17 protein-coding genes and 2 pseudogenes are annotated in these 21,273 nt (G+C 73.5%); 9 read left to right on the top strand and 10 right to left on the bottom strand.

Features of this window, described 5'->3' with window-relative positions; all coding sequences use genetic code 11:
- Positions 1-218: 218 nt before the first annotated feature.
- From ACIBBA_RS32180 to ACIBBA_RS32170, 3 genes are all read right to left on the bottom strand, one after another.
- On the bottom strand, positions 219-1,181 hold the full coding sequence (locus ACIBBA_RS32180) for a chlorophyllase (RefSeq protein WP_396702475.1): 963 nt from the start codon (positions 1,179-1,181) through the stop codon (positions 219-221).
- A gap of 115 nt (positions 1,182-1,296) precedes the next feature.
- Complete coding sequence (locus ACIBBA_RS32175; RefSeq protein ID WP_396702473.1) at positions 1,297-1,824, bottom strand: nucleotidyltransferase domain-containing protein; 528 nt, start codon at positions 1,822-1,824, stop codon at positions 1,297-1,299.
- 146 nt (positions 1,825-1,970) lie between these two features.
- The gene (locus ACIBBA_RS32170; RefSeq protein WP_396702471.1) at positions 1,971-2,858 is read right to left on the bottom strand and encodes an alpha/beta hydrolase family protein; all 888 of its coding nucleotides are present in this window, start codon (positions 2,856-2,858) and stop codon (positions 1,971-1,973) included.
- A 157-nt stretch (positions 2,859-3,015) separates the two neighbouring features.
- On the opposite strand from ACIBBA_RS32170, the gene ACIBBA_RS32165 reads away from it, so the two are divergent.
- On the top strand, positions 3,016-3,189 hold the full coding sequence (locus tag ACIBBA_RS32165; protein WP_396702469.1) for a hypothetical protein: 174 nt from the start codon (positions 3,016-3,018) through the stop codon (positions 3,187-3,189).
- A gap of 54 nt (positions 3,190-3,243) precedes the next feature.
- On the opposite strand, the gene ACIBBA_RS32160 is transcribed toward ACIBBA_RS32165, so the two are convergent.
- From ACIBBA_RS32160 to ACIBBA_RS32130, 7 genes are all read right to left on the bottom strand, one after another.
- A complete protein-coding gene (locus ACIBBA_RS32160; protein ID WP_396702467.1) occupies positions 3,244-4,362 on the bottom strand; it encodes an acetate/propionate family kinase in 1,119 nt (372 codons plus the stop codon).
- The gene (pta, locus tag ACIBBA_RS32155) at positions 4,359-6,434 is read right to left on the bottom strand and encodes a phosphate acetyltransferase (RefSeq protein WP_396702465.1); all 2,076 of its coding nucleotides are present in this window, start codon (positions 6,432-6,434) and stop codon (positions 4,359-4,361) included. Before pta ends, ACIBBA_RS32160 begins: the two co-directional genes overlap by 4 nt.
- 193 nt (positions 6,435-6,627) lie before the next feature.
- On the bottom strand, positions 6,628-6,807 hold the full coding sequence (locus tag ACIBBA_RS32150) for a DUF6104 family protein (RefSeq protein ID WP_350871677.1): 180 nt from the start codon (positions 6,805-6,807) through the stop codon (positions 6,628-6,630).
- A gap of 106 nt (positions 6,808-6,913) precedes the next feature.
- Positions 6,914-10,693, bottom strand: coding sequence for a multifunctional oxoglutarate decarboxylase/oxoglutarate dehydrogenase thiamine pyrophosphate-binding subunit/dihydrolipoyllysine-residue succinyltransferase subunit (locus tag ACIBBA_RS32145; protein WP_396702463.1), 3,780 nt, complete (start codon positions 10,691-10,693; stop codon positions 6,914-6,916).
- A gap of 269 nt (positions 10,694-10,962) precedes the next feature.
- Entirely contained in the window at positions 10,963-11,787 is an 825-nt protein-coding gene (locus ACIBBA_RS32140) for an ABC transporter permease (RefSeq protein WP_396702461.1), read from the bottom strand.
- Positions 11,784-12,719, bottom strand: coding sequence for an ABC transporter ATP-binding protein (locus tag ACIBBA_RS32135; protein WP_396702459.1), 936 nt, complete (start codon positions 12,717-12,719; stop codon positions 11,784-11,786). Before ACIBBA_RS32135 ends, ACIBBA_RS32140 begins: the two co-directional genes overlap by 4 nt.
- 149 nt (positions 12,720-12,868) lie before the next feature.
- The gene (locus tag ACIBBA_RS32130) at positions 12,869-13,531 is read right to left on the bottom strand and encodes a hypothetical protein (protein ID WP_396702457.1); all 663 of its coding nucleotides are present in this window, start codon (positions 13,529-13,531) and stop codon (positions 12,869-12,871) included.
- A gap of 162 nt (positions 13,532-13,693) precedes the next feature.
- Here ACIBBA_RS32130 and ACIBBA_RS32125 point away from each other — a divergent pair, with 162 nt between their 5' ends.
- The 8 genes and pseudogenes from ACIBBA_RS32125 (at position 13,694) to ACIBBA_RS32090 (ending at position 21,143) form a co-directional block, all read left to right on the top strand.
- Positions 13,694-14,473 (top strand): GNAT family N-acetyltransferase, encoded by a 780-nt coding sequence (locus ACIBBA_RS32125; RefSeq protein ID WP_396702455.1) that lies wholly within the window; start codon positions 13,694-13,696, stop codon positions 14,471-14,473.
- Entirely contained in the window at positions 14,470-15,402 is a 933-nt protein-coding gene (locus tag ACIBBA_RS32120; protein ID WP_396702453.1) for a lysophospholipid acyltransferase family protein, read from the top strand. The genes ACIBBA_RS32125 and ACIBBA_RS32120 overlap by 4 nt, the downstream gene beginning before the upstream one ends.
- Before the next feature lie 92 nt (positions 15,403-15,494).
- Positions 15,495-16,331, top strand: coding sequence for a DUF4097 family beta strand repeat-containing protein (locus ACIBBA_RS32115; protein WP_396702451.1), 837 nt, complete (start codon positions 15,495-15,497; stop codon positions 16,329-16,331).
- Complete coding sequence (locus ACIBBA_RS32110; RefSeq protein ID WP_396702449.1) at positions 16,328-17,002, top strand: PadR family transcriptional regulator; 675 nt, start codon at positions 16,328-16,330, stop codon at positions 17,000-17,002. The genes ACIBBA_RS32115 and ACIBBA_RS32110 overlap by 4 nt, the downstream gene beginning before the upstream one ends.
- A 144-nt stretch (positions 17,003-17,146) precedes the next feature.
- Positions 17,147-17,848, top strand: coding sequence for a response regulator transcription factor (locus ACIBBA_RS32105; protein WP_350871692.1), 702 nt, complete (start codon positions 17,147-17,149; stop codon positions 17,846-17,848).
- Positions 17,845-18,010, top strand: a pseudogene (locus tag ACIBBA_RS32100) (two-component sensor histidine kinase); the annotation flags it as partial. The gene ACIBBA_RS32105 and the pseudogene ACIBBA_RS32100, both read left to right, overlap by 4 nt.
- Before the next feature lie 152 nt (positions 18,011-18,162).
- Positions 18,163-19,401 (top strand): annotated as a pseudogene (locus tag ACIBBA_RS32095) (sensor histidine kinase); the annotation flags it as partial.
- 62 nt (positions 19,402-19,463) lie between these two features.
- Entirely contained in the window at positions 19,464-21,143 is a 1,680-nt protein-coding gene (locus tag ACIBBA_RS32090) for a trypsin-like peptidase domain-containing protein (protein WP_396702447.1), read from the top strand.
- The last annotated feature ends 130 nt before the right edge of the window (positions 21,144-21,273 follow it).

Here is a 21,273-nt window from a genome sequence, read left to right as displayed (position 1 = left end):
GCGACCGGCGTCGCAGGATCGCGCGCCGCGACCGGCGTCGCAGGATCGCGCGCCGCGACCGGCGTCGCAGGATCGCGCGCCGCGACCGGCGTCGCAGGATCGCGCGCCGCGACCGGCGTCGCAAGATCCGCGCAACTTCAGGGAAAGAGTGGCTTCCCGGCGTCGGGAGGCCACTCTTTCCGGGAAAGTGCGCGGATCTTGAGCCGGGGCGGCAGTCGTCAGAGGTGGTCGTCGAAGGTGGCCAGCCCTTCGCGGGCCGCATCGGCGGAGATCCGGCCCTTGGCCGCCGCGTCGCCGTAGAGCGACCAGCGCAGGAACTCGACCGTGGTGTCCGAGACCAGGCGCAGCGACGCGCCGTCGGCCAGCAACGCTCGGCCGTGGTCGCCCTTGGTCAGGCTGAGCATCGCCTTCGGCCACGGCACCGCGTCGTACACCGCCTTGCCCGCCGCGTACTCGACGACCTCGTCCCGCTCGCCGTGCACGAAGAGCTGCGGAGCGGCGGCCCCGGCGAACGCGGTGCCCACGCCCAGGGACGTACCCGCGAACACCACGCCGGCGTCCAACCGCTCGTCCCGCCCGCCGGTGAAGAGACCGACGGTGGTCACCCCACCGGCCGAGTGCCCGGCCGCCGCCACCCGGTCGCCCGCGAGCCGACCGCGCAGCGGGTCACCCGCCTTGCCGTCCAGCGCCAGCACCTGGGTCAGGACGTACGAGACGTCGGCCGGCTGGTTCAGCACGTCGAGCACGTTGCCGTCGGCGCCCCGGGCGGTGTGCGGAAAGGTCGGCGCGGCCACCACGAACCCGGCCGCCGCCCAGCGGGTGAGCAGCGTGGCGTAGTCGGCCGGCCGGCCGCCCAGGCCGTGGCTGAACATCACCACCGGGAACTTCCCGTCGGCCGCGGTCGCGGAGCGCTCCGGCGTACCACCGGCCCGCCCGGTCGCCGGATACCAGACGGTCACCGGCAGCGCCCGGCCGTCGCGGTCCAGCTTCAGCTGCCGTACGCCGACTGCGAAGCTCTTCGCCGGCGCGGTGCCGGCGGGTACCCGGGGAGCCGGTGTGGCGCTGCGCGGCGGGTCGGCCGGGACGCGGTTCTCGGTGACCGGGGCGTCCCCGGAGCAACCCACCAGGCCGGCCGTGAACAGGGTGGCGGCGAGCAGAGCGGGAGCGCGGCGGCGAGACATGAAATCGATTGTGCCCGCATCGCCCGACCGCCGGGACGGTAACCCACCCGCCGTGTCCGCCCCGTGCCGCCGGGTGCCGATCTGGGCGGCCAACTCGCCCCCGCCCATGGCACCGTCAGCTCGGGGCGGGGAGCGAGGCGCGCAACTGGGAGAGGTCGGCGGCGTCCTTGGCGCGCCGGGGACGTCCCGGCATCCAGACCGGGTACATCTCCTTGAACTCGATCTGAGCGGCGACGGCGATCATCGGCGCGGTACGGTCGCCGATCCGGCCAGGGGGTCCGTCCAGCAGGCCCTGCGGCAGGGACGTGCCCGCCCACGGGCCCGCACCGACGGTGACCCGCCCCGCCGCGTCCCGAGCCAGGTAGGCGAAACTCACCTCGATGTCGTCCCGGAACAGGTCGAGCTGCACCTCGACCGGCATCCGTGGGTCGGGCCGCCAACCGCGCGCGGCCAGCAGTGTGGCCAGCCGCTCCGCGTCGGCCAGCCAGCAGTACCAGTCGACGTCGACGTGCGGCCGGGTCATCTCGCCGAGATGGAAGTCCATCGCCCAGCCGCCGCGCAGCCACACCCCGATGCCCGCCGCCGACGCCACCGCCACCACCTCGCCGATGCTGGCCAACTGCCGCTCCGCCACCGCGTCCACCCGGCGACCCTAACCCCGCCGCCCACCCCCGTCGATCATGCAGTTGTGGTGCCGGTAAAGGTATGGCAAGTCCACTTTGCGAAGCACCACAACTGCATGATCCACGCTGGGGCGGGGCGGGGTGGGGCTGGGAGGGGGTCAGGGGGTTAGGGGGTTGGGCGGGAGGTGTAGGTGGTGAGGGTGGGGGAGTGGGCGTCGGCGGGGAGGCGTCGGGCGGCGGCCGGGTCGTCGTAGAGGGTCCAGCGGAGGAAGTCGGTGGTGGTGGCGAGGACCTGGGCGAAGCCCGGGCGGCCGGGGGTGAGGTACTCGCCGTGGCCTTGCCCGAGCAGGCTGAGGAACGCAGCCGGCCCGGAGGTGCGGTCGTACGCGGCGCGGCCCACCGCCATCGGCACCACCGGGTCGGCGGTGCCGTGCACGAAGAGCAGCGGCGCGGCCGGTCCGGCGAAGCTGCCGGCGAGTCCGCCGCCGGCGATGACCACGCCGGCGCGCAGCCGGGTGGAGTGCCCGGCGGCGAACATCCCGGCGGTGGTGAAGCCGCCGGCCGAGTGGCCGGCCGCGGCGAAGCGGGTCACGTCGAGGTGCCCGGCGAGAGGGTCATCCGGGCGCTCGGCGAGCCGGACCAGGTGCCGGATCACCCGCCAGCCGTCGGCCGGCTGGTGGCGGACGTCGGCCCGGGTGAAGTGAGCCGCCCCCCGCCGGGTGTGCGGGTAGGCCGGCGCGGCCACCACGAAGCCCGCGGCGGCCCACCGGCGGGTCAGCCCGGCGTGCAGCTCCGGCAGGCTGTCCAGCCCGTGGCTGTAGACCACCACCGGGAACTGTCCGGCGGCCACCGCGCCGCCCGCCGCCGGATACCAGACCGTCACCGGCAGGGGGCGCGCCGAGCGCGGGTCGAGGGTGAACGTGCGCACGCCGACGGCGTACGTGCCCTCGGGTGCCCGGCGCGCCGGGGGCGTGCCGCCGGTCGCGGCGGTGGCCGGCGCGCAGCCGGTGAGCAGCGCCGTCACCAGCACGGCCGCCAGCCGCCTCGCCCCCATGCGTCCACGGTAGGTGGCCGGCAGCCCGTCGCGTCCCCACCGTCCGGCTCCGGTACGCCCACCTTCTCGGCCGGAACCGCTCCACCGCCCGGTCCGACCCGTGGACCACGGCCACGCGGGACGGCCGAGCTCGACAGGCTTCGCTAGGGTCACCTGCATGTCTGAGAACTACAGCGACCCGAGCGGCAACACCGAGGCGTTCCGGGCGTTCGTCAATCCCGCGGAGGCCGACGCGCCCGCCGCCACCGCCAGTCGGATGCCGATGGCGCTCGGCGCCGCCGTGGTCGCGGTGGTGCTGCTCGCCCTGGCCGTCTGGCTCGCGGTCGGCTGAACCCGACCGGCTCGGGAGCCGCCGCGGCGGTCGGGCGGGCGTCGCCGAACCTCGTCAGCTCGCCCGGGCGGTCACCTCGCGGGCCGCCCGGGCGATCTCAGCCTCCTCGTCGGTGCCGATCACGCAGACCGCGACCTCGGCGCCCTCCGGTGAGATCAGCCGGTCGCCCTCGCCGGCGTTGCGCGCCGGGTCCACCACGATGCCGAGCCGGTCCAGGCCGGCCAGGGCGGCGGCGCGCACCGGGGCGGCGTGCTCGCCGACCCCGGCGGTGAAGGTGACCGCGTCGACCCGGCCGAGCAGGGCGTAGTACGCCCCCACGTAGCCGGTGATCCGCCGGCAGTAGACGTCGAAGGCGAGCGCCGCCGCCGGGTCGCCGGCCGACCGGCGCTTCAGCACCTCGCGCATGTCGTTCGCCCCGGCCAGCCCGAGCAGCCCGCTGCGGTGGTTGAGCAGGTCGTCGATGTCGTCCACCGAGAACCCGCCCTCGCGGCGCAGGTGGAAGATGACGGTCGGGTCCAGGTCGCCGCTGCGGGTGCCCATCACCAGGCCCTCCAGCGGGGACATGCCCATCGAGGTGGCCACGCTGCGACCGCCGGAGACCGCGCAGGCGCTGGCCCCGTTGCCCAGGTGCAGGGTGATGGTGTTCAACTCCCCGTACGGCCGGCCGAGCAGCTCGGCGGTGCGGCGGGAGACGAACGCGTGCGAGGTGCCGTGGAAGCCGTACCGGCGGATGCCGTACCGCTCGGCGACGTCGCGCTCGATCGCGTACGTGGCGGCGGCCTCCGGCAGGGTGCGGTGGAACGCGGTGTCGAAGACCGCGACCTGCCCCACGCCGGGCAGCGCCTGCCGGGCCACCTCGATGCCGGCCAGGTTGGGCGGGTTGTGCAGCGGGGCCAGCGGGACCAGGTCGTGGATGGCCGCCAGCACCTCGTCGTCGATCAGCACCGGCTCGCCGAACCGCTTGCCGCCGTGCACCACCCGGTGGCCCACCGCGGCCAGGTCGGTGAGGTCGAGCCCGGCGAGGATCTGCCGGACGGCGGTCTCGTGGTCGACCGGCCCGCCCCCGGGCTCGCCGATCCGCTCCACGGTGCCCCGGTCCCGCACCTCGTCGCCGTCGTAGAGCCGGTACTTCACCGATGACGACCCGCAGTTGAGCACCAGCACCCGGCTCATCCGGTCTCCCCGTCCGTCGCGGCGGCCTGGATCGCGGTGATCGCCACCGTGTTGACGATGTCCGGCACGGTGGCGCCCCGGGACAGGTCGTTGACCGGTCGGCGCAGGCCCTGCATCACCGGTCCGACGGCGACCGCCCCGGCGGAGCGCTGCACCGCCTTGTACGTGTTGTTGCCGGTGTTCAGGTCGGGAAAGATGAACACCGTCGCCCGGCCGGCGACCGGGCTGCCCGGCAGCTTGGTGGCGGCGACCGCGGGATCGATCGCCGCGTCGTACTGGATCGGCCCCTCCACCAGCAGCTCGGGCCGGCGCTCCCGGACCAGCGCGGTGGCCGCCGCGACCTTCTCCACGTCGGCGCCCGCACCCGAGCTGCCCGTCGAGTACGAGAGCATCGCCACCCGCGGCTCGATGCCGAACCGGGCCGCGGTGTCCGCCGACGAGATCGCGATGTCGGCGAGCTGGGCGGCGTCCGGGTCGCGGTTGACCGCGCAGTCGCCGTAGACCAGCACCCGGTCGGCGAGCAGCATGAAGAAGACGCTGGAGGCGACCGAGACGTCGGGAAGCGTACGGATGATCTCGAACGCCGGGCGGATGGTGGCGGCCGTGGTGTGCGTCGCCCCGGAGACCATGCCGTCGGCGTGTCCGGCGCGCACCATCATGGTGCCGAAGTAGTTGGGCTGGGCCACGATGTCGTGCGCCAGCTCAGCGGTGACTCCCCGGTGCGCGCGCAACCCGGCGTACTCGGCGGCGAACCCGTCGCGCCACTCGCTGGTGACCGGGTCCACCACCTGCGCGTCGGCGACGTCGACGCCGAGCTCCCGGGCCCGCCGGGCGATGTCGTCGGGCCGGCCGAGCAGGGTCAGCTCGGCGACACCACGGCGCAGCAGGATCTCCGCCGCGCGCAGGATGCGCTCCTCGGCCCCCTCGGGCAGCACCAGGCGGCGGGGACGGGCCCGGGCGCGGTCGATCAGCTCGTTCTCGAACATCAACGGGGTGACCCGGTTCGAGCGGCTGACGCTCAGCCGCCGGGCCAGGTCGTCGGTGTCCACGCAGCGTTCGAAGGCGCCGAGCGCGGCCTCGACCTTGCGTGGGTTGGCCGCGCTGGGCCGACCCTCGATCCGGCTGGACGCGGCCACCGTGTCGTAGCTGTCGGTGGGCACGGAGAGCACCGCGAGGCCGGTGTTCAGCTCCTCCACCAGCCGCATCACCCGCGGGTCCGGTTGCTCGCCGAGGGTGAGCACCAGCCCGGCCAGGGAGACCTGCCCGGCCACGTGCGCGGCACTCGCCGCCACCAACAGGTCGGCCCGATCTCCCGGGGTGATCATCAGCGCGCCCGGGGTCAAGTGGTCGAGCAGGATCGGCACGTGGGCCGCGCCGACCACGTAGGCGAGCACGTCCCGGCCGAGCGCGCTCTCGTCGCCGGCCAGCAGGGTCGCGTCCAGCGCCGTCGCCACCTCGGCCACCGTGGGCGCCGACACGCTCGGCACCTCCGGGATGGCGTACGCCGGGACGGGCAGGTCCGGCAGCGTCATCGGGCCGGAGACTCGGTTGGCCATCACGGCGAGCACGGTCGCGCCCAGGTCGGCCAGGTCGTGGTACGCGCCGCGGGCCGCCGCCGCGACGGCTGCGGGTTCCTGGCCGAAGCCGTCCACCACGGGCACCACGACGCTGCCGAACTCGGTGGCCAGCCGGGCGTTGAACGCCAGTTCACGGGGGCGCGCCGGGTCGCCGGTGTCGTCGAAGTCGCTGCCCACCACGACCACCGCCGGGCAGCGCCGCTCCACCGCCCGGTAGCGCTCGACGATGCGGGAGATCAGCTCCTCCCGGCGGCCGTCGGCGACCAGCGTGGTGGCCTCGGCGTAGGTCGCCCCGGCCAGGTCGGCCGGCGGCAGGTCGATCCGGTAGCGCTCGCTGAGCAGGGCGAGGATCGGGTCCGGGCCGTTGCCGGAGATCAGCGGCCGGAACACCCCGATCCGTCCGACCTGGCGGGAGAGCAGCTCGGCCAGGCCGAGGGCGATGGTCGACTTCCCCCCGCCCGACCCAACGCTGGTCAGATACACGCTGCGCGCCACGCACCCACCCTAGAAGATCGCACCCGCCACCACCCGGATCCTTCGCCCCACCCGTCCCCGACCCCTTCCCCGCCTCTTCCCCACCCCTTCCCCGATGATCAAGAGATCCGCGGCAGTCTGGAGATCAAAGATGACGCAAACCTCTTGATCAACGGCGAGGTCCAGGGGGCCCGGGGGGCCTGGGCGCCGGGGGTTAGTCGTCGTCGGGGTCGTCCAGGCGGGCCAGGTAGGTGGCCAGGCGCTCGATGGGGGTCTCGAACTCGGGGTTGAGGTCGACGAAGTCGCGCAGGCGCTCGGCGAGCCACTCGACGGTGACCTGCTCGTCGCCCCGGCGCTCGACCAGCTCCTCGATGCCACGGTCGGTGAAGTACATCGGTACGTCCTCGTGTTCGGCCCGGCTCCGCCGGGCGGGTGGACCGACGGAGCCGGGGCAGGACCGTGGTGACGGCCCTGCCCCGGCTCTCGACGGTGCGGTCAGGTCACGCGCGGGGGAGAGCCGCCTCGATCAGCGCGTTCTGCTCGACCTCGTGCATCTTGGCCGAGCCGACCGCCGGGGCGGCCGCCGCCGGGCGGGAGATCCGGCGCAGCCGCACATCCGCCAGGTGCTCCAGCAGGTTGAGCGCGACGAACGACCAGGCGCCCTGGTTGGCCGGCTCCTCCTGCACCCAGGCGAAGTCCTCGGCGTTCGGGTACTGCGCCAGCGCGGCCCGGATCTCCTCCACCGGCATCGGGTAGAGCTGCTCGATCCGCAGGATCGCGGTGTCGGTCACCCCCCGCTCCTGCCGGGCCTGGAACAGGTCGTAGTAGACCTTGCCCGAGCAGAGCAGCACCCGCTTCACCTGCTCCGGCGCAGGGGCCGCGGTGTCGGCCAGCACCGGCTGGAAGGTGCCAGTGGTGAAGTCCTCGACCGAGGAGACGCAGAGCTTGTGCCGCAGCAGCGACTTCGGCGTGAACACCACCAGCGGCTTGCGCTTCGGCGACAGGGCCTGGCGGCGCAGCAGGTGGAAGTAGTTCGCCGGGGTGGTCGGGATGGAGACCCGCATGTTGTCCTCGGCGCAGAGCTGGAGGAACCGCTCCGGGCGGCCGGAGGTGTGGTCCGGGCCCTGGCCCTCGTGCCCGTGCGGCAGCAGCAGGGTCACCGCGGTGCGCTGGCCCCACTTGACCTCGCCGGAGGAGATGAACTCATCGATCACCGACTGGGAGCCGTTGACGAAGTCACCGAACTGGGCCTCCCAGGCGACCAGCGCGTTGATGTTCTCCACCGAGTAGCCGTACTCGAAGCCCATCGCCGCGTACTCGCTGAGCAGCGAGTCGTGGACGAAGAACCGGGACCGCTCGCCGTCGGCGGTGAGCGACTTCAGCGGGAGGTAGTCGTCGCCGGTGCGGGCGTCGACGATCGAGGCGTGCCGCTGCACGAAGGTGCCACGACGGGAGTCCTGACCGGCGAGCCGGACGGTGACCCCGTCGTGCAGCAGTGAGCCGAACGCGATGATCTCGCCGTAGCCCCAGTCGATGTTGCCCTCGACGGACATCTTGGCCCGTCGGTCCAGCAGCTGCTGGATCCGCTTGTGCGGGGTGAACCCCTCCGGCAGGTTGACGTGCGCCTCGCCGATGGCCCGGACGACCGCGGGATCGGTGGCGGTGTCGACCTGCGGCTCCGGCTCCTCCTCGCGGCGGGGCCGGCTGAGCTGCCGGGGCGTGGACGCGGCGTCGCGGGTGGCCTTGAAGACCCGCTCCAGCTGTGCCTGGTAGTCGCGCAGCAGCTCCTCCGCGTCCTCCACGGTGATGTCGCCGCGACCGATCAGCTCCTCGGTGTAGAGCTTCCGCACCGAGCGCTTCGAGTCGATGATCTTGTACATCTGCGGGTTGGACATCGACGGGTCGTCGCCCTCGTTGTGCCCGCGCCGGCGGTAGCAGACCAGGTCGATCACGACGTCCTTGTTGAACGCCTGCCGGTACTCGAAGGCCAGCCGGGCCACCCGGACCACGGCCTCCGGGTCGTCGCCGTTGACGTGGAAGATCGGCGCCTGGATCATCCGGGCCACGTCGGTGCTGTAGAGGCTGGAGCGCGAGTATTCCGGGGCGGTGGTGAAGCCGACCTGGTTGTTGACCACCACGTGCACGGTGCCGCCGGTGCGGTAGCCCCGCAGCTGCGACAGGTTGAGCGTCTCGGCGACCACGCCCTGCCCGGCGAAGGCGGCGTCACCGTGCACCGCCAGCGGCAGCACGGTGTAGCCCTCCAGCTTGAGGTCGATCCGGTCCTGCTTGGCCCGGACGATGCCCTCCAGCACCGGGTCGACCGCCTCCAGGTGCGACGGGTTAGCCACCACGGAGACCTTGACCGAGTGCCCGCCGTCCGGGGTGGTGAACTTGCCGTTCTGGCCCAGGTGGTACTTCACGTCGCCGGAGCCCTGCGTCGAGCGCGGGTCCAGGTGCCCCTCGAACTCGGAAAAGATCTTCTCGTACGGCTTGCCGACGATGTTCGCGAGCACGTTGAGCCGGCCCCGGTGCGCCATCCCGATGACGACCTCGTCGAGCCCGCCCTCGGCGGAGCACTCCAGCACCTCGCCGAGCAGCGGGATCAGCGACTCGCCGCCCTCCAGCGAGAAGCGCTTCTGGCCGACGTACTTGGTCTGCAGGAAGGTCTCGAACGCCTCGGCGGCGTTGAGCCGGTTGAGCACGTGCTTCTGCTCGTCCGGGGCGGGCTTGGTGTACTTGCGCTCGATCCGCTCCTGGATCCAGCGCCGCTCCTCCGGGTCCTGGATGTGCATGTACTCGATGCCCACCCGCCGGCAGTACGAGTCGCGCAGCACGCCGAGGATTTCGCGCAGCTTCATCCGCCGCTTGCCGGCGAAGCCGTTGACCGGGAACTCGCGGTCGAGGTCCCACAGGGTCAGCCCGTGCTGGAGCACGTCCAGGTCGGGGTGCTTGCGGATGGTGAACTCGAGCGGGTCGGTGTCGGCCATCAGGTGACCGCGCACCCGGTAGGCGTGGATCAGCTCGTGCACCCGGGCGGTCTTGTTGATCTGACCCTCGGAGTTGACCGCGACGTCACGCACCCAGCGCACCGGCTCGTACGGGATCCGCAGCGAGGTGAAGATCTCGTCGTAGAAGCCGTGCTCGCCCAGGATCAGCTCGTGCATGACCTTGAGGAACTCGCCGGACTGCGCGCCCTGGATGATCCGGTGGTCGTAGGTGCTGGTCAGCGTGATGACCTTGCTGACCGCCAGCTCGGCCAGGGTGGCCTCGGACATCCCCTGGTACGGCGCCGGATATTCCATCGCGCCGACGCCGATGATCGCGCTCTGCCCCTGCATGAGCCGCGGCATCGAGTGCACCGTGCCGATACCGCCGGGGTTGGTCAGCGAGATGGTGGTGCCGCCGTAGTCCTCCATGGTCAGCTCGTTGCGCCGAGCCCGGCGGACCACGTCCTCGTACGCCTGCCAGAACTGCCGGAAGTCCATCTGCTCGCAGGCCTTGATGGAGGGGACCACCAGGTTGCGAGTGCCGTCCGGCTTGACCAGGTCGATGGCGATGCCGAGGTTGACGTGCTCCGGGCGGACCACCGCCGGCTTGCCGTCGACCTGGGCGTAGGAGTTGTTCATCTCCGGGTGCTGGACCAGCGCCCGGACCATCGCGTAGCCGATGAGGTGGGTGAAGCTGACCTTGCCACCGCGCCCGCGGGCGAGGTGGTTGTTGATCACGATGCGGTTGTCCACCAGCAGCTTGGCCGGGACCGCGCGCACGCTGGTCGCGGTCGGCACGCTCAGCGAGGCGTCCATGTTCTGGACGATCTTCGCGGCGACGCCGCGCAGCGGGGTGGTCTGCGGGCCGGTGGCGGTCGGCGCGGTGGCCGGCTTGGCCGCCGCCTTGGCCGGTGCCGCTGCCTTGGCCGCCGCCGCCGGCTTGGCGGGAGCGGCCTTGGCCGGCGCGGCGGGCGCGGCGGCCTTGGCGGGCGGCGCGGCCTTGGCGGCCTTGGCGGGCTCGGGCCGGGCCGGTGCCGGCGCCTCGGGCTGGGCGACCGTGGCCACCGCCTCCTGCTGCTCCGCGGGCTCCGGCGCGGCGGCGGTGTCCGGCTGGCCGTCCGGTCGCGGAGTGCCGGCGCCGGGTGCCGGCCGGTAGTCGGCGAAGAAGTCGTGCCAGGCCGAGTCGACGCTCTTGGGGTCGGCGAGGTAGCGCTGGTACATGTCCTCGACGATCCACTCGTTCGGGCCGAAACCCGCCAGTGGGTTCTCCTGCGATGTCTGCTGGGTCGACACGGCCGCTAATCGCCTCTTTCACGCGGGTTCTGGGTGTCACGCGGATCCCCGGCGGCCCCGATTCCCGGGCCCGCACGAGACGGCTCCAAGGCTACGCCGTACAGATCCCGCAGGCATTTCCGCCTCCGTCGGGTGGTCCGTTTCACAGAAGATGCCAGAAGTTCAGTAAGCGCTGCGCGTCCCATTGACTCCTGCTATGCGCGACGGCCCCGGGGCGGTGGCGTGCCACCACCACCCCGGGGCCGTCGTGACCAGCGCGAATGCGCCGGTCAGGAGATGTCGCGCCGGCGCAGGGTCAGGCTGCCGACCACGCCGGCGACCACCGCGTACCCGATCAGCACGACGGCGCCCGCCCAGCGCGGCGGGTTGCCCGGGATCTCGGCGCCGGTGACCATCAGCGACGACGCCAGCGACGGCACCAGCAGCTGAAGATCGTTGATCCAGTCGCCGAACCGGGTGGCCAGGATGCTGATGGCGATCGCCGCGCCGATCGTGCCGCCGAGGTAGAGCAGGATGCCGGTGACCGTGGCGCCGATCTGGCTGCGGATCAGCACGCCGAGGCCGACGCCCAGGATCCCCCAGAGCAGGTACGCCAGGCCGTTGAGCCCGATCGCCTCCCAGGCCGCGGCGTTGTCGAGCTGCGATCCGACGCCTACGGCGTTGAGGACGGCCGCCCCGGCGATCAGGTTGAGCCCGGTGGTGACCACCCAGAAGAGCAGCGCCAGCAGGGCCGCGGCGGCCAGCTTGGCGGCCATCACCGCGCTGCGGTGCGGCGAGGTGAGGAACGTGGTGGTCACCGTCTGGTGGAAGAACTCGCTGGTCACCACGATGATGCCGAGCAGCATCACGATGAGCAGGCCGAAGAACTGCCCGGTGGTGAAGAGGTTCGCCGACAGCGCGTCCGGGTGGGCCGCCGCCGCCAGGGTGTCGACCTGGTCGGGCGGCACCTCGCCGAGATCCCCGTTGGTCAGCGTGTCGGCCTGGAGCCAGTTGATCAGCAGGGTGAGCGCCCAGAGCGGCAGCGAGATCAGCGCGAAGATCCACCAGGTGCTGGTGGTACGGATCTTGGTCAGTTCGGCTCGGACCAGGTTCATCGGATGCCCGCCTTTCCGGCCGTCAGCTCCAGGAAGACGCCTTCCAGGTCGGGGCGTTCCGTGGTGAGTTCGTGCAGCTCGACCCCGGCGGCCAGGGCCGCCCGGCCGATCGCCGGAGCGTCCACCCCGGAGACCAGCAGGGTGCCCTGCTCGTCGGTGTCGACGGTGGCCGACTGGCCCTTGAGCGCGGTGGTGAGCGCCTCGACCTGCGGGGTGCGGACCCGGACCCGGCCACCCTGCGCCATCGAACCGATTACCTGGTCGACGGGGCCCTGCCGGACCAGCTGCCCGGCCGCGATGATCACCACGTCGTCGGCGAGCAGCTGCATCTCGGACAGCAGGTGGCTGGAGACCAGCACCGTCCGCCCCTCGTGGGCCAGGTTCTTCAGGAACCCGCGCATCCACCGGATCCCCTCCGGGTCCAGGCCGTTGGCCGGCTCGTCGAGGATCAGCACCCGGGGGTCGCCGAGCATCGCGGCGGCGATGCCGAGCCGCTGCTTCATGCCCAGCGAGTAGCCCTTGAACTTGCGCTTCGCGGCCGGGGTCAGCCCGACCAGGGCGAGCGCCTCGTCGGCCCGCTGCTTCGGCAGCCCGGCCGCCGCGCAGATCACCCGCAGGTGGTTGATGCCGGTGCGGCCCTTGTGCGCGCTGGACGCCTCCAGCACCGCGCCGACGTGCCGCAACGGCTCGACCAGGTCGGCGTACCGGGCGCCGCTGATGGTGGCCGTGCCGCTGGTCGGCGTGACCAGGTTCAGCAGCATGCGCAGGGTGGTCGTCTTGCCGGCGCCGTTCGGGCCGAGGAAGCCGGTCACCCGACCCGGCTCGACAGTGAAGGACAGGTTGTTGACCGCCCTGACGTTCTTGTACTGCTTCGTCAGGCCGGACACCACGATCTGACCGTCGCTGGTGGGGCTTCGCTGCCCGTCAGACATCGTTCTCCTCCCGTGCGGGTGGCGTCGAGGTACGCCGTTGCACAGCGTGGCGGGCGAGCGCAACAAGGTCAATCAGGCGCGGTCGGTACTTTCGCCTCCGCCTCAGGCAGGACCCCACTCATCCTCAGGGACGACGGGCGCGCCGCCGATCAGGCCGCGCCGGGCGGCAACGCCACCCAGGTCGCCCGGGCGCTGGCCAGCAGCGAGCCGTCCGGTCCGTACAGGCTGGTGTGCACCCGGGCCTTGCGGCCCTCGACGCCGACGGCGACGCCGGTCACCACGCACTCGTCGCCCGGCTCGGGCAGCGCGTCGACCAGCGCGGCGATCCGGCCCAGCACGTACGGCCGGCCGGGGGCGATCACGGCCCAGCCGCCCGGGCAGTCCAGCGCCGCCCAGACCGTGGCCAGACTGACCTGCTCGGGTGCCCGCAACGGCGCGGCGGTCCGGCCGTCCGGCAGCCGGCCGGGAAAGATCCGCAGCCCGTCCGGCCGGCGGGGGCCGCAGACGAAGCAGCCGGGGAAGGGGTGGTCGACCAGCCCGGGGTACGCCGCCGACGCGTCGGTCGCCGTGCAGGGGTCCACCGGCGGCACCACCGCGTCGAACCGGTCCGCCGGGCGTACCTCGGCGACCACCTGCCCGGCCGGGTCGCGGACCTCGCCGTCGGCCAGGACCAGCGGGGTGTCCAGCGGCGGCGGCCGGCGCAGCGTCACCTCGACCGGTCCCGCGCCGCCCGCGGCCGCGGCGAAGACACCGGCGCTCCAGCCGCCGTTGCCGGAGCCGGGCGGCCCGTTGTAGCGGGATTCGATGCGCATCGGCGACCTCCGGGTGGGCGGGGGGCCGGCGTCGTCGCCGGGGCCCGCCCGGCAGCCTCGCACGACTCGATCCGGCCTGCGTACACGGGCCGCCGACCGGCGTTCACCGGATCGACACTCCTCGCCGTGTGGTTGGCAACCCGGGGGCCCTACACAGATCCCATGGCCGTTCTGCACGCCGCTGGGGCACCCCTGACGACCAGCGGCTACACCCTGCTGATCGCCGACGACCCGACCGCGGTCGCGGCCGCGCAACGCCTGCGCCACGAGGTGTTCGCCACCGAGCTCGGCGCCACCCTGCACCCGGGCGTCGACGGGCTGGACGTGGACCCGTTCGACCCGTACTGCAACCACCTGATCGTCCGGCAGGAGAGCACCGGCGACGTGGTCGGCACGTACCGGCTGCTGCCGCCCGGCCGCACCGATCGCCGGTACGCCGAGGCCGAGTTCGACCTCGCGGCCCTCGACCCGCTCCGCGACGACCTGGTCGAGGCGGGCCGCTCCTGCGTCCACCCGGACCACCGCACCGGTGCGGTGATCAACCTGATGTGGGCCGGCATCACCCGCTACCTGCACCTGCGCGGCTCGCGCTGGCTCGGCGGCTGCGCCTCGGTGCCGGTGACCGACGGTGGCCGGGCGGTGGCCGAGGTGTGGGCCCAGGCGCAGGCCCGCCACCTCGCGCCGCCGCCGCTGCGGGTCCGCCCGCTGCGGCCCTGGTTCGCCGAGCCGGCCGCCGCCGTCGACCCGGCGGCCGGCCACGCCGAGCCGGCCGGCCGGGCCGCGGTGCCGCCGCTGCTGCGCGGCTACCTGCGGCTCGGCGCGTGGATCTGCGGCGAGCCGGCGTACGACCCGGACTTCGACTGCGCGGACTTCTACGTGCTCTTCTCGCTGGACCGGATGAACCCGCGGTACCTGCGGCACTTCCTGGGGGAGCAGGCATGAGCGCCGTCCCGTACGACCTCTGGCGTCCCTCGTCCGGCTGTGACGAGCAGTGCCTGCCGGCGGCCGGCGAGGTGCCGGTGGTCCCGCCGGCGGTGCGGCTGGGCCGGCTGCTCGCCGGGGCCGGGATGCTGCTGCTCGGGGCCCTGCTGGCCGCGCTGCTGCCGGTGCTGCCCACCGCGGACGGCCAGGCCGCGGTGCGGGCCTGGGCCCGGGGGACCGCCCGAGCCTTCGGGGTACGTCTGGTGGTCCGCGGCCGGTTGCCCCGGCGGCGGGCGCTGCTGGTCGCCAACCACGTCTCCTGGCTGGACATCCTCGCGGTGCTGGCGGTCGCGCCGGCCCGGATGGTGGCGAAGCGGGAGGTCCGCGCCTGGCCGCTGGTCGGGCAGGTGGCCGCCGCGGCGGGCACGGTCTTCGTGGACAAGTCCCGGCCGCGGCAACTGCCGGTCACCGTGCGCCGGGTCGCCGACGCGCTGCGCGCCGGCCGGGCGGTCGCGGTCTTCCCGGAGGGCACGACCTGGTGCGCCGGGGACGGCGCGCGTGACTGCCGTCCGGGCGGCGGCTTCCGGCCGGCGATGTTCCAGGCGGCGGTCGACGCCGGCGCGCCGGTCGTGCCGTTGCGCATCGGCTACCGCAGCGCGGCGACCGGGGCAGGCACCACGGCCGCCGCGTTCCTCGGCGAGGAGACCCTGCTGCGCTCGGTGCGCCGGGTGGTCGCGGCCCGGGAGCTGGAGGTCACTGTGACCGTCGCCGCCGCGCTGCACCCGGCCCGGGGCGCGGACCGTCGGCGGCTCGCCCGGGCCGCCGAGTCGGCCGTGCACCTGGTGCCCGCGATGCCCGTGGTCCCGCCGCCCTCGACCGGCGAGCCGGTCCCGTTGCCCAGCCTGCTCGTGCCGGAGGGCCCGGCTCAGGAGCTCGACCTGGCGGCCTGACGACATCGCGACAGTCTTGTGCTGTCGCGATGTATCGCGTTACTGTTCGTCCCGTCGGACGCGCCGTGGGCGTGTCCCGAGGGGAGGACGCCATGACCGGTTGGACGGTCGACAGCCCGCAGCGGCTCACACTCGACGGCCCGGTCAGCCGGCTGGAAGTGCGGCTGTTCAGCGGGCGGCTGAACGTGGTCGCCACCGACGGGCCGGCCCGGGTCGACATCACCCGGGTGGGGCGCCGGCCGGTCCTGGTCGAGCACCAGGACGGGTGGCTCTCCGTCCGGCAGGAGCGGACCCGGCGCTGGTCGGACCTGCTCTGGTGGATCGGGCCGTTCGGCCGGTGGCCCCGGGTGGACGTCTCGATCGCGGTTCCCGCCGAGGTGGCGGCCGACCTGCGCCTGGTGGACGGCTCGCTGGTCGTCTCGGGTCTGCGCCGGCAGACCCGCGTCGACGTCACCTCCGGCCAGATCACCCTGATGGCGCTGCGCGGCGAAACCTCGGCTAAGATCGTCTCCGGGCCGGTGGAGGCGCTCGGCGTGGCCGGCGAGCTCAGCATGCAGACGGTCTCCGGCGAGGTGATCCTGGCCGACAGCGCGGCCGGGCAGGTCCGCGCGCAGACCGTCTCCGGCTCGATCACCTGCGACCTGGACAACCCTCGGCGCAGCGAGATCCGGCTGCACACCATCTCGGGCAGCATCACCGTCCGGGTCCGCGAGGACAGTGACCTCGCCGTCCGGCTGCACACCACCGCCGGCCGGATCACCAGCGGCTTCCCCCAGGTGCGTACGGAGTCGGCGATCGGCTCGGTGACCAGCAGCGAGGGGGTCATCGGGGCCGGCGAAGGTAAGCTCTGGGCATCCGCCACGTCCGGCAGCATCGCGTTGCTCGCCCGTCCGGTGGGCGACGACGACGAGGAGGATGAGCTGCGATGACGGCCGTCTTCAGTCACGGACGGCTCCGGCTCTACCTGCTCAAGCTCCTCGACGACGGGCCGAAGCACGGCTACGAGCTGATCCGGCTGTTGGAGGATCGCTTCCTCGGTCTCTACGCGCCCAGCGCCGGCACGATCTACCCCCGGCTCCAGCGGATGGAGGCGGAAGGGCTGGTCAGCCACACCGCCGCCGGCGGCCGCAAGACCTACGAGATCACCGATGCGGGCCGGGGCGAGTTGCGCCAGCGGGCGGACGAGCTGGCCACCTTGGAGTCCGACATCGCCGCCTCGGTGCAGGACCTCTCCAGCCTCGCGGGGGAGATCCAGACCGAGGTACGCGGTTCGGTCCGCGACCTCAAGCGGGAGCTGCGGGAGGCCGCCCGGCAGACGCGGCAGACTCGGCGGAACCGCTGGGACACCTCGCCCTTCCCCGCCGGGCCGCCGTTCGGCCCGGCGGAACCCGGATCGGGTCAGTTCGGCCCCGGGTCGGAACCCCGGCCGGGGATGAGCAACGAGGCGGGCCTGCTCGCCGAGTTCGACCAGCGGTTGGCCGCCTTCACCACCGAGGTGGGTCGGCTGGTCCGGGCCCGCCGGTTCAGCGACTCCCAGCTGCGTACCGCGATCCGGTTGATCGACGGCGCGCTGGAGGGGCTCCGCCGGCTGCTGCGCTGACCGGCCCGGCCGTTGCCCCAGCCGGCCTGATCCGGCAGGATCTCGACGAGCGTTGAGAGGGCCGGCCTGGCACCCCGGCGGCTCACAGCCTTTTTCCAGGGAGCGTCCAGCGCGGGCGCAGCCGGAGCGCGGAAGATGGGGGCCATGCCGGCTACCCAGACCGAGGCGCGACTGCTCGTCGTCGAGGACGACCCCAACATCCTCGAACTGCTCTCCGCGAGCCTGCGGTTCGCGGGCTTCGATGTGGCCACCGCGACCAGCGGCAGCGCGGCGCTCAACGCCGCCAAGGACCATCGGCCCGACCTGGTGGTGCTCGACGTGATGCTGCCCGACCTGGACGGGTTCGAGGTCATCCGGATGCTCCGCGAGGGTGGCACCCGCACCCCGGTCGTCTTCCTGACCGCCCGGGACGCCACCGACGACAAGATCCGCGGCCTGACCCTGGGTGGCGACGACTACGTCACCAAGCCGTTCAGCCTGGAGGAGCTGACCGCCCGGATCCGGGCGGTGCTGCGCCGCACCAGCAGCGGCGAGCCGGCGCCCTCCCGGCTCACCTTCGCCGACCTGGAGCTGGACGAGGAGACCCACGAGGTCTACCGGGCCGGCCAGCGGGTGCAGCTGTCGCCGACCGAGTTCAAGCTGCTGCGCTACCTGATGCTCAACGCCAACCGGGTGCTCTCCAAGGCGCAGATCCTCGACCACGTCTGGAACTACGACTTCCGCGGCGACGACAACATCGTCGAGTCGTACATCTCCTACCTGCGGCGCAAGGTGGACACCACCCAGCCCCGGCTGATCCACACCCTGCGCGGAGTGGGATACGTACTGCGCAAGCCGGCGGCGTGAACGCGGTCGCACAGGCGAAGGGGCGACTGCGGAGCGTACCGCTGCGGGTGAAGCTGGTCACCGCGGTGCTGGCCCTGGTCGCCGCCGCCCTCCTGGTAATCAGCTCGCTGACCACCTTCTTCCTCCGCAGCTACCTGGTCGGTCAGGTGGACGGGCAACTGCAGAGCGCCAGCCAGACCCTGGCCCCGCTCATCCCGGCGCTACGTGCCCGCCAGGTCAACGCGATGCTGCCCAGCGACTACGTCGTGGTGATCGCCGGCCCGAACTCGGTGTCGCAGCCCAGCTACGACGACATCTCGCTGGATCCGCAGCAACTGCCCCGGTTCCCCACCGACGTGGCGGGGTTCGCCGCCCGGGAGGGGGAGCCGTTCAACGCCACCTCGCAGGACGGCCGCACCCGGTGGCGGGTGTACTACACGGCCCTCCCGCAGGACGAGGTGCTGGCGGTCGGGCAGCCGCTCACCGACGTCGACCGGGCGGTGCAGCGTCTGGTCTGGATCGACCTGCTGGTCGGCGGGTCGGTGCTGATCCTGCTCGCCTCGATCGGCGCCGCGATCGTACGGACCAGCCTGAAACCGCTGGTGGAGATCGAACGGACCGCCGCCGCCATCGCCGGCGGCGACCTGAGCCGGCGGGTGCCCGACCCGGAGGAGGGGCAGGAGTGCCCCACCTCGGAGCTGGGTCGGCTGTCCCGCGCGCTGAACGCGATGCTGACCCAGATCGAGGCGGCCTTCACCGCCCGGGCCGCCTCGGAGACCGCCGCCCGCTCGGCCGAGGTCGCCGCCCGGGACGCGGCCGTCTCCGCGCAGGCCTCCGAGGCACGCGCCCGGCGGTCGGAGGAGCGGATGCGGCAGTTCGTCGCGGACGCCTCGCACGAGCTGCGTACGCCGCTGACCACCATCCGCGGCTTCGCCGAGCTGTACCGGCAGGGGGCCGCCCGAGCCCCGGAGCAGACCGCCGGGCTGCTGCGCCGCATCGAGGACGAGGCGGCGCGGATGGGACTTCTGGTGGAGGACCTGCTGCTGCTCGCCCGGCTGGACCGGGAGCGGCCCATCACGCTGGTCCCGGTCGAGCTGCCGGTGCTCGCCAGCGAAGCCGTGCAGGCCGCCCGCGTGGTCGCGCCGGAGCGGCGGATCGAGCTGGAGATCGCCCGCGGCTCCGGCCCGCTGGTGGTCTACGGGGACGACGCCCGGCTGCGGCAGGTGATCGGCAACCTGATGACCAACGCCCTCACCCACACTCCGCCGGACGCCTCGGTCACCCTGCGGCTGCGGGCCGAACCCGGCAACCTGGCGGTGCTGGAGGTGGCCGACACCGGCCCCGGGCTCTCCCCGGAGCAGGCCGAGCGGGTCTTCGAGCGGTTCTACCGTGCCGATGCGGCCCGTACCCGCCGGGCCGACGGCAACACCGGCACCGGCCTCGGCCTGGCCATCGTGGCCGCACTGGTGGGCGCGCACCACGGCATGGTCGAGGTGGTGGAGACCCCGGGCGGCGGGGCCACCTTCCGGGTCCGGCTGCCGTTGCTGCCGGAAGCCGACGAGGGCGGCGAGTGACTTTCAGCCAACTTCCAGCCCCGTTCCAGGCTGGTCGCAGTGCCAGGGGAGAAGGTGGATCCATGACCGAGTACGAGTCTGATCCGCAGCAGCACCGGCCGGCCCCCACCGACGCCGAGCCGGCGCACCCCACCGCCGAGCTGCCACGCGTCGAGCGCGCGCAGTCCGACTCCGCGAGCAGCGACCCGACCACCGAGCTGGCCTCCGCCGGCCCGGTCGCCGGGAACGCCGACCAGACCCCCGCGACCGGCGCCGGCGCCTCCGCCACCCCGGAGCCCACCCGCGCGGACGCCCCCGCCACGCCCGACACCGACCGGGACGCCGACCCGACCGTGCCGGTCGCCACGACCCCCGCCGGCTACCCGGCCGCCCCCACCGGCGGCTGGCAGCCGCCGGCGACCACGCCGACCCACTCCGGTCACCCGGTCTCCGGCCAGCCGGTGTCCGGCCCGCACGGCCAGCCCGTCTCCGGCCCGCACGGCCAGCCGGTCTCCGGCCCGCACGGCCAGCCGGTCTCCGGCCCGCACGGGTACCCGCAGCCGGCGGGCGGCCACTGGTACCCGACTCAGCAGTCCGGCTGGGCCAGCGGGGGGCAGCCGGGTGCGTACGGGCAGTCGCACGCGCCGCACCCCGGTCAGCCCGTGCCGCCCTGGGCGCCGGCCGCCCACGCCAACCCCGCCGGGCCCCGGCCGAGCCGGGTGGCGAAGTTCGCCGGCGCCGGCGTCGCGATGTTCGCCCTGATGCTCGGCTCCGGTGTCGCCGGTGGAGCGCTCGCGCTCGCCATCGACGGCGACGGCGGCGGCATCACCCGCACCTACTCGGCCGCCCCGGTGATCAACGGCGCCGACCTGCCGCGGATCGCCGCCTCGGTACAGGACAGCGTCGTATCCATCGCCACCGACAACGGCGAGGGTTCCGGCGTGATCCTCAGCGCCGACGGCTACGTGCTCACCAACAACCACGTGGTCGCCTCGGCCAGCGGTGACACCGTCCGGGTGGTCTTCGCCGACGGCAAGACCGCCGAGGCGCAGATCAAGGGCACCGACCCGAAGACCGACCTCGCGGTGGTGAAGGCCAACGGGGTGAGCGGCCTGAAGCCGGCCACCTTCGGTGACAGCGACGCGATGCAGGTCGGCGACCAGGTACTCGCGCTGGGCAGCCCGCTGGGCCTGCAGGGCTCGGTCACCGCCGGCATCCTCAGCGCCCGGGAGCGCACCATCCAGGCCGGCGAGGGCGGCCAGCAGCAGCAGGACCCGCGTCAGGCCGCGTCCTCTATCGCCGGGCTGCTGCAGACCGACGCCCCGATCAACCCGGGCAACTCCGGCGGCGCGCTGGTCAACACCCGGGGCGAGGTGATCGGCATCAACACCGCGATCGCCACCTCCGGGCAGAGCACCGGCAACATCGGCGTCGGATTCGCCATCCCGAGCAACAAGGCCAAGGACGTCGCGGGGAAGCTCCAGCGGGGCGAGAAGGTCAGCCACCCGTCGCTCGGGGTCAGCGTGAACATGGCCGAGGGCGGCGGCGCGCTGGTCGCGGCGGTCACCCAGGGCAGCCCGGCCGAGAAGGCGGGCCTGCAGCGGGGTGACGTCATCACCCGGTTCGGCGACAAGGTAATCAACGACTCGGACGACCTGGTCGGCGCCGTGCAGGCCGGCAAGGTGGGCGACCGGGTCGAGGTGCAGTACAAGCGGAACGGCGCCGAGTCGACGGCAACCGTGACGCTCGCCGAGACGTCGTAACCGACACGAACCTGCCTCCTCCCTCCGGGGGGGGGGGGGGGGGGGGGGGGGGGGGGGGGGGGGGGGGGGGGGGGGGGGGGGCGCGCGCCGGGGGGGGGGGCGCGGCCACCCGCCGCTCCCGGGGCCGGGC

The sequence above is a fragment of the Micromonospora sp. NPDC051006 genome (assembly GCF_044456245.1).
Classification (GTDB): domain Bacteria; phylum Actinomycetota; class Actinomycetes; order Mycobacteriales; family Micromonosporaceae; genus Micromonospora.
This window is presented reverse-complemented; position numbering and strand designations above follow the sequence as displayed.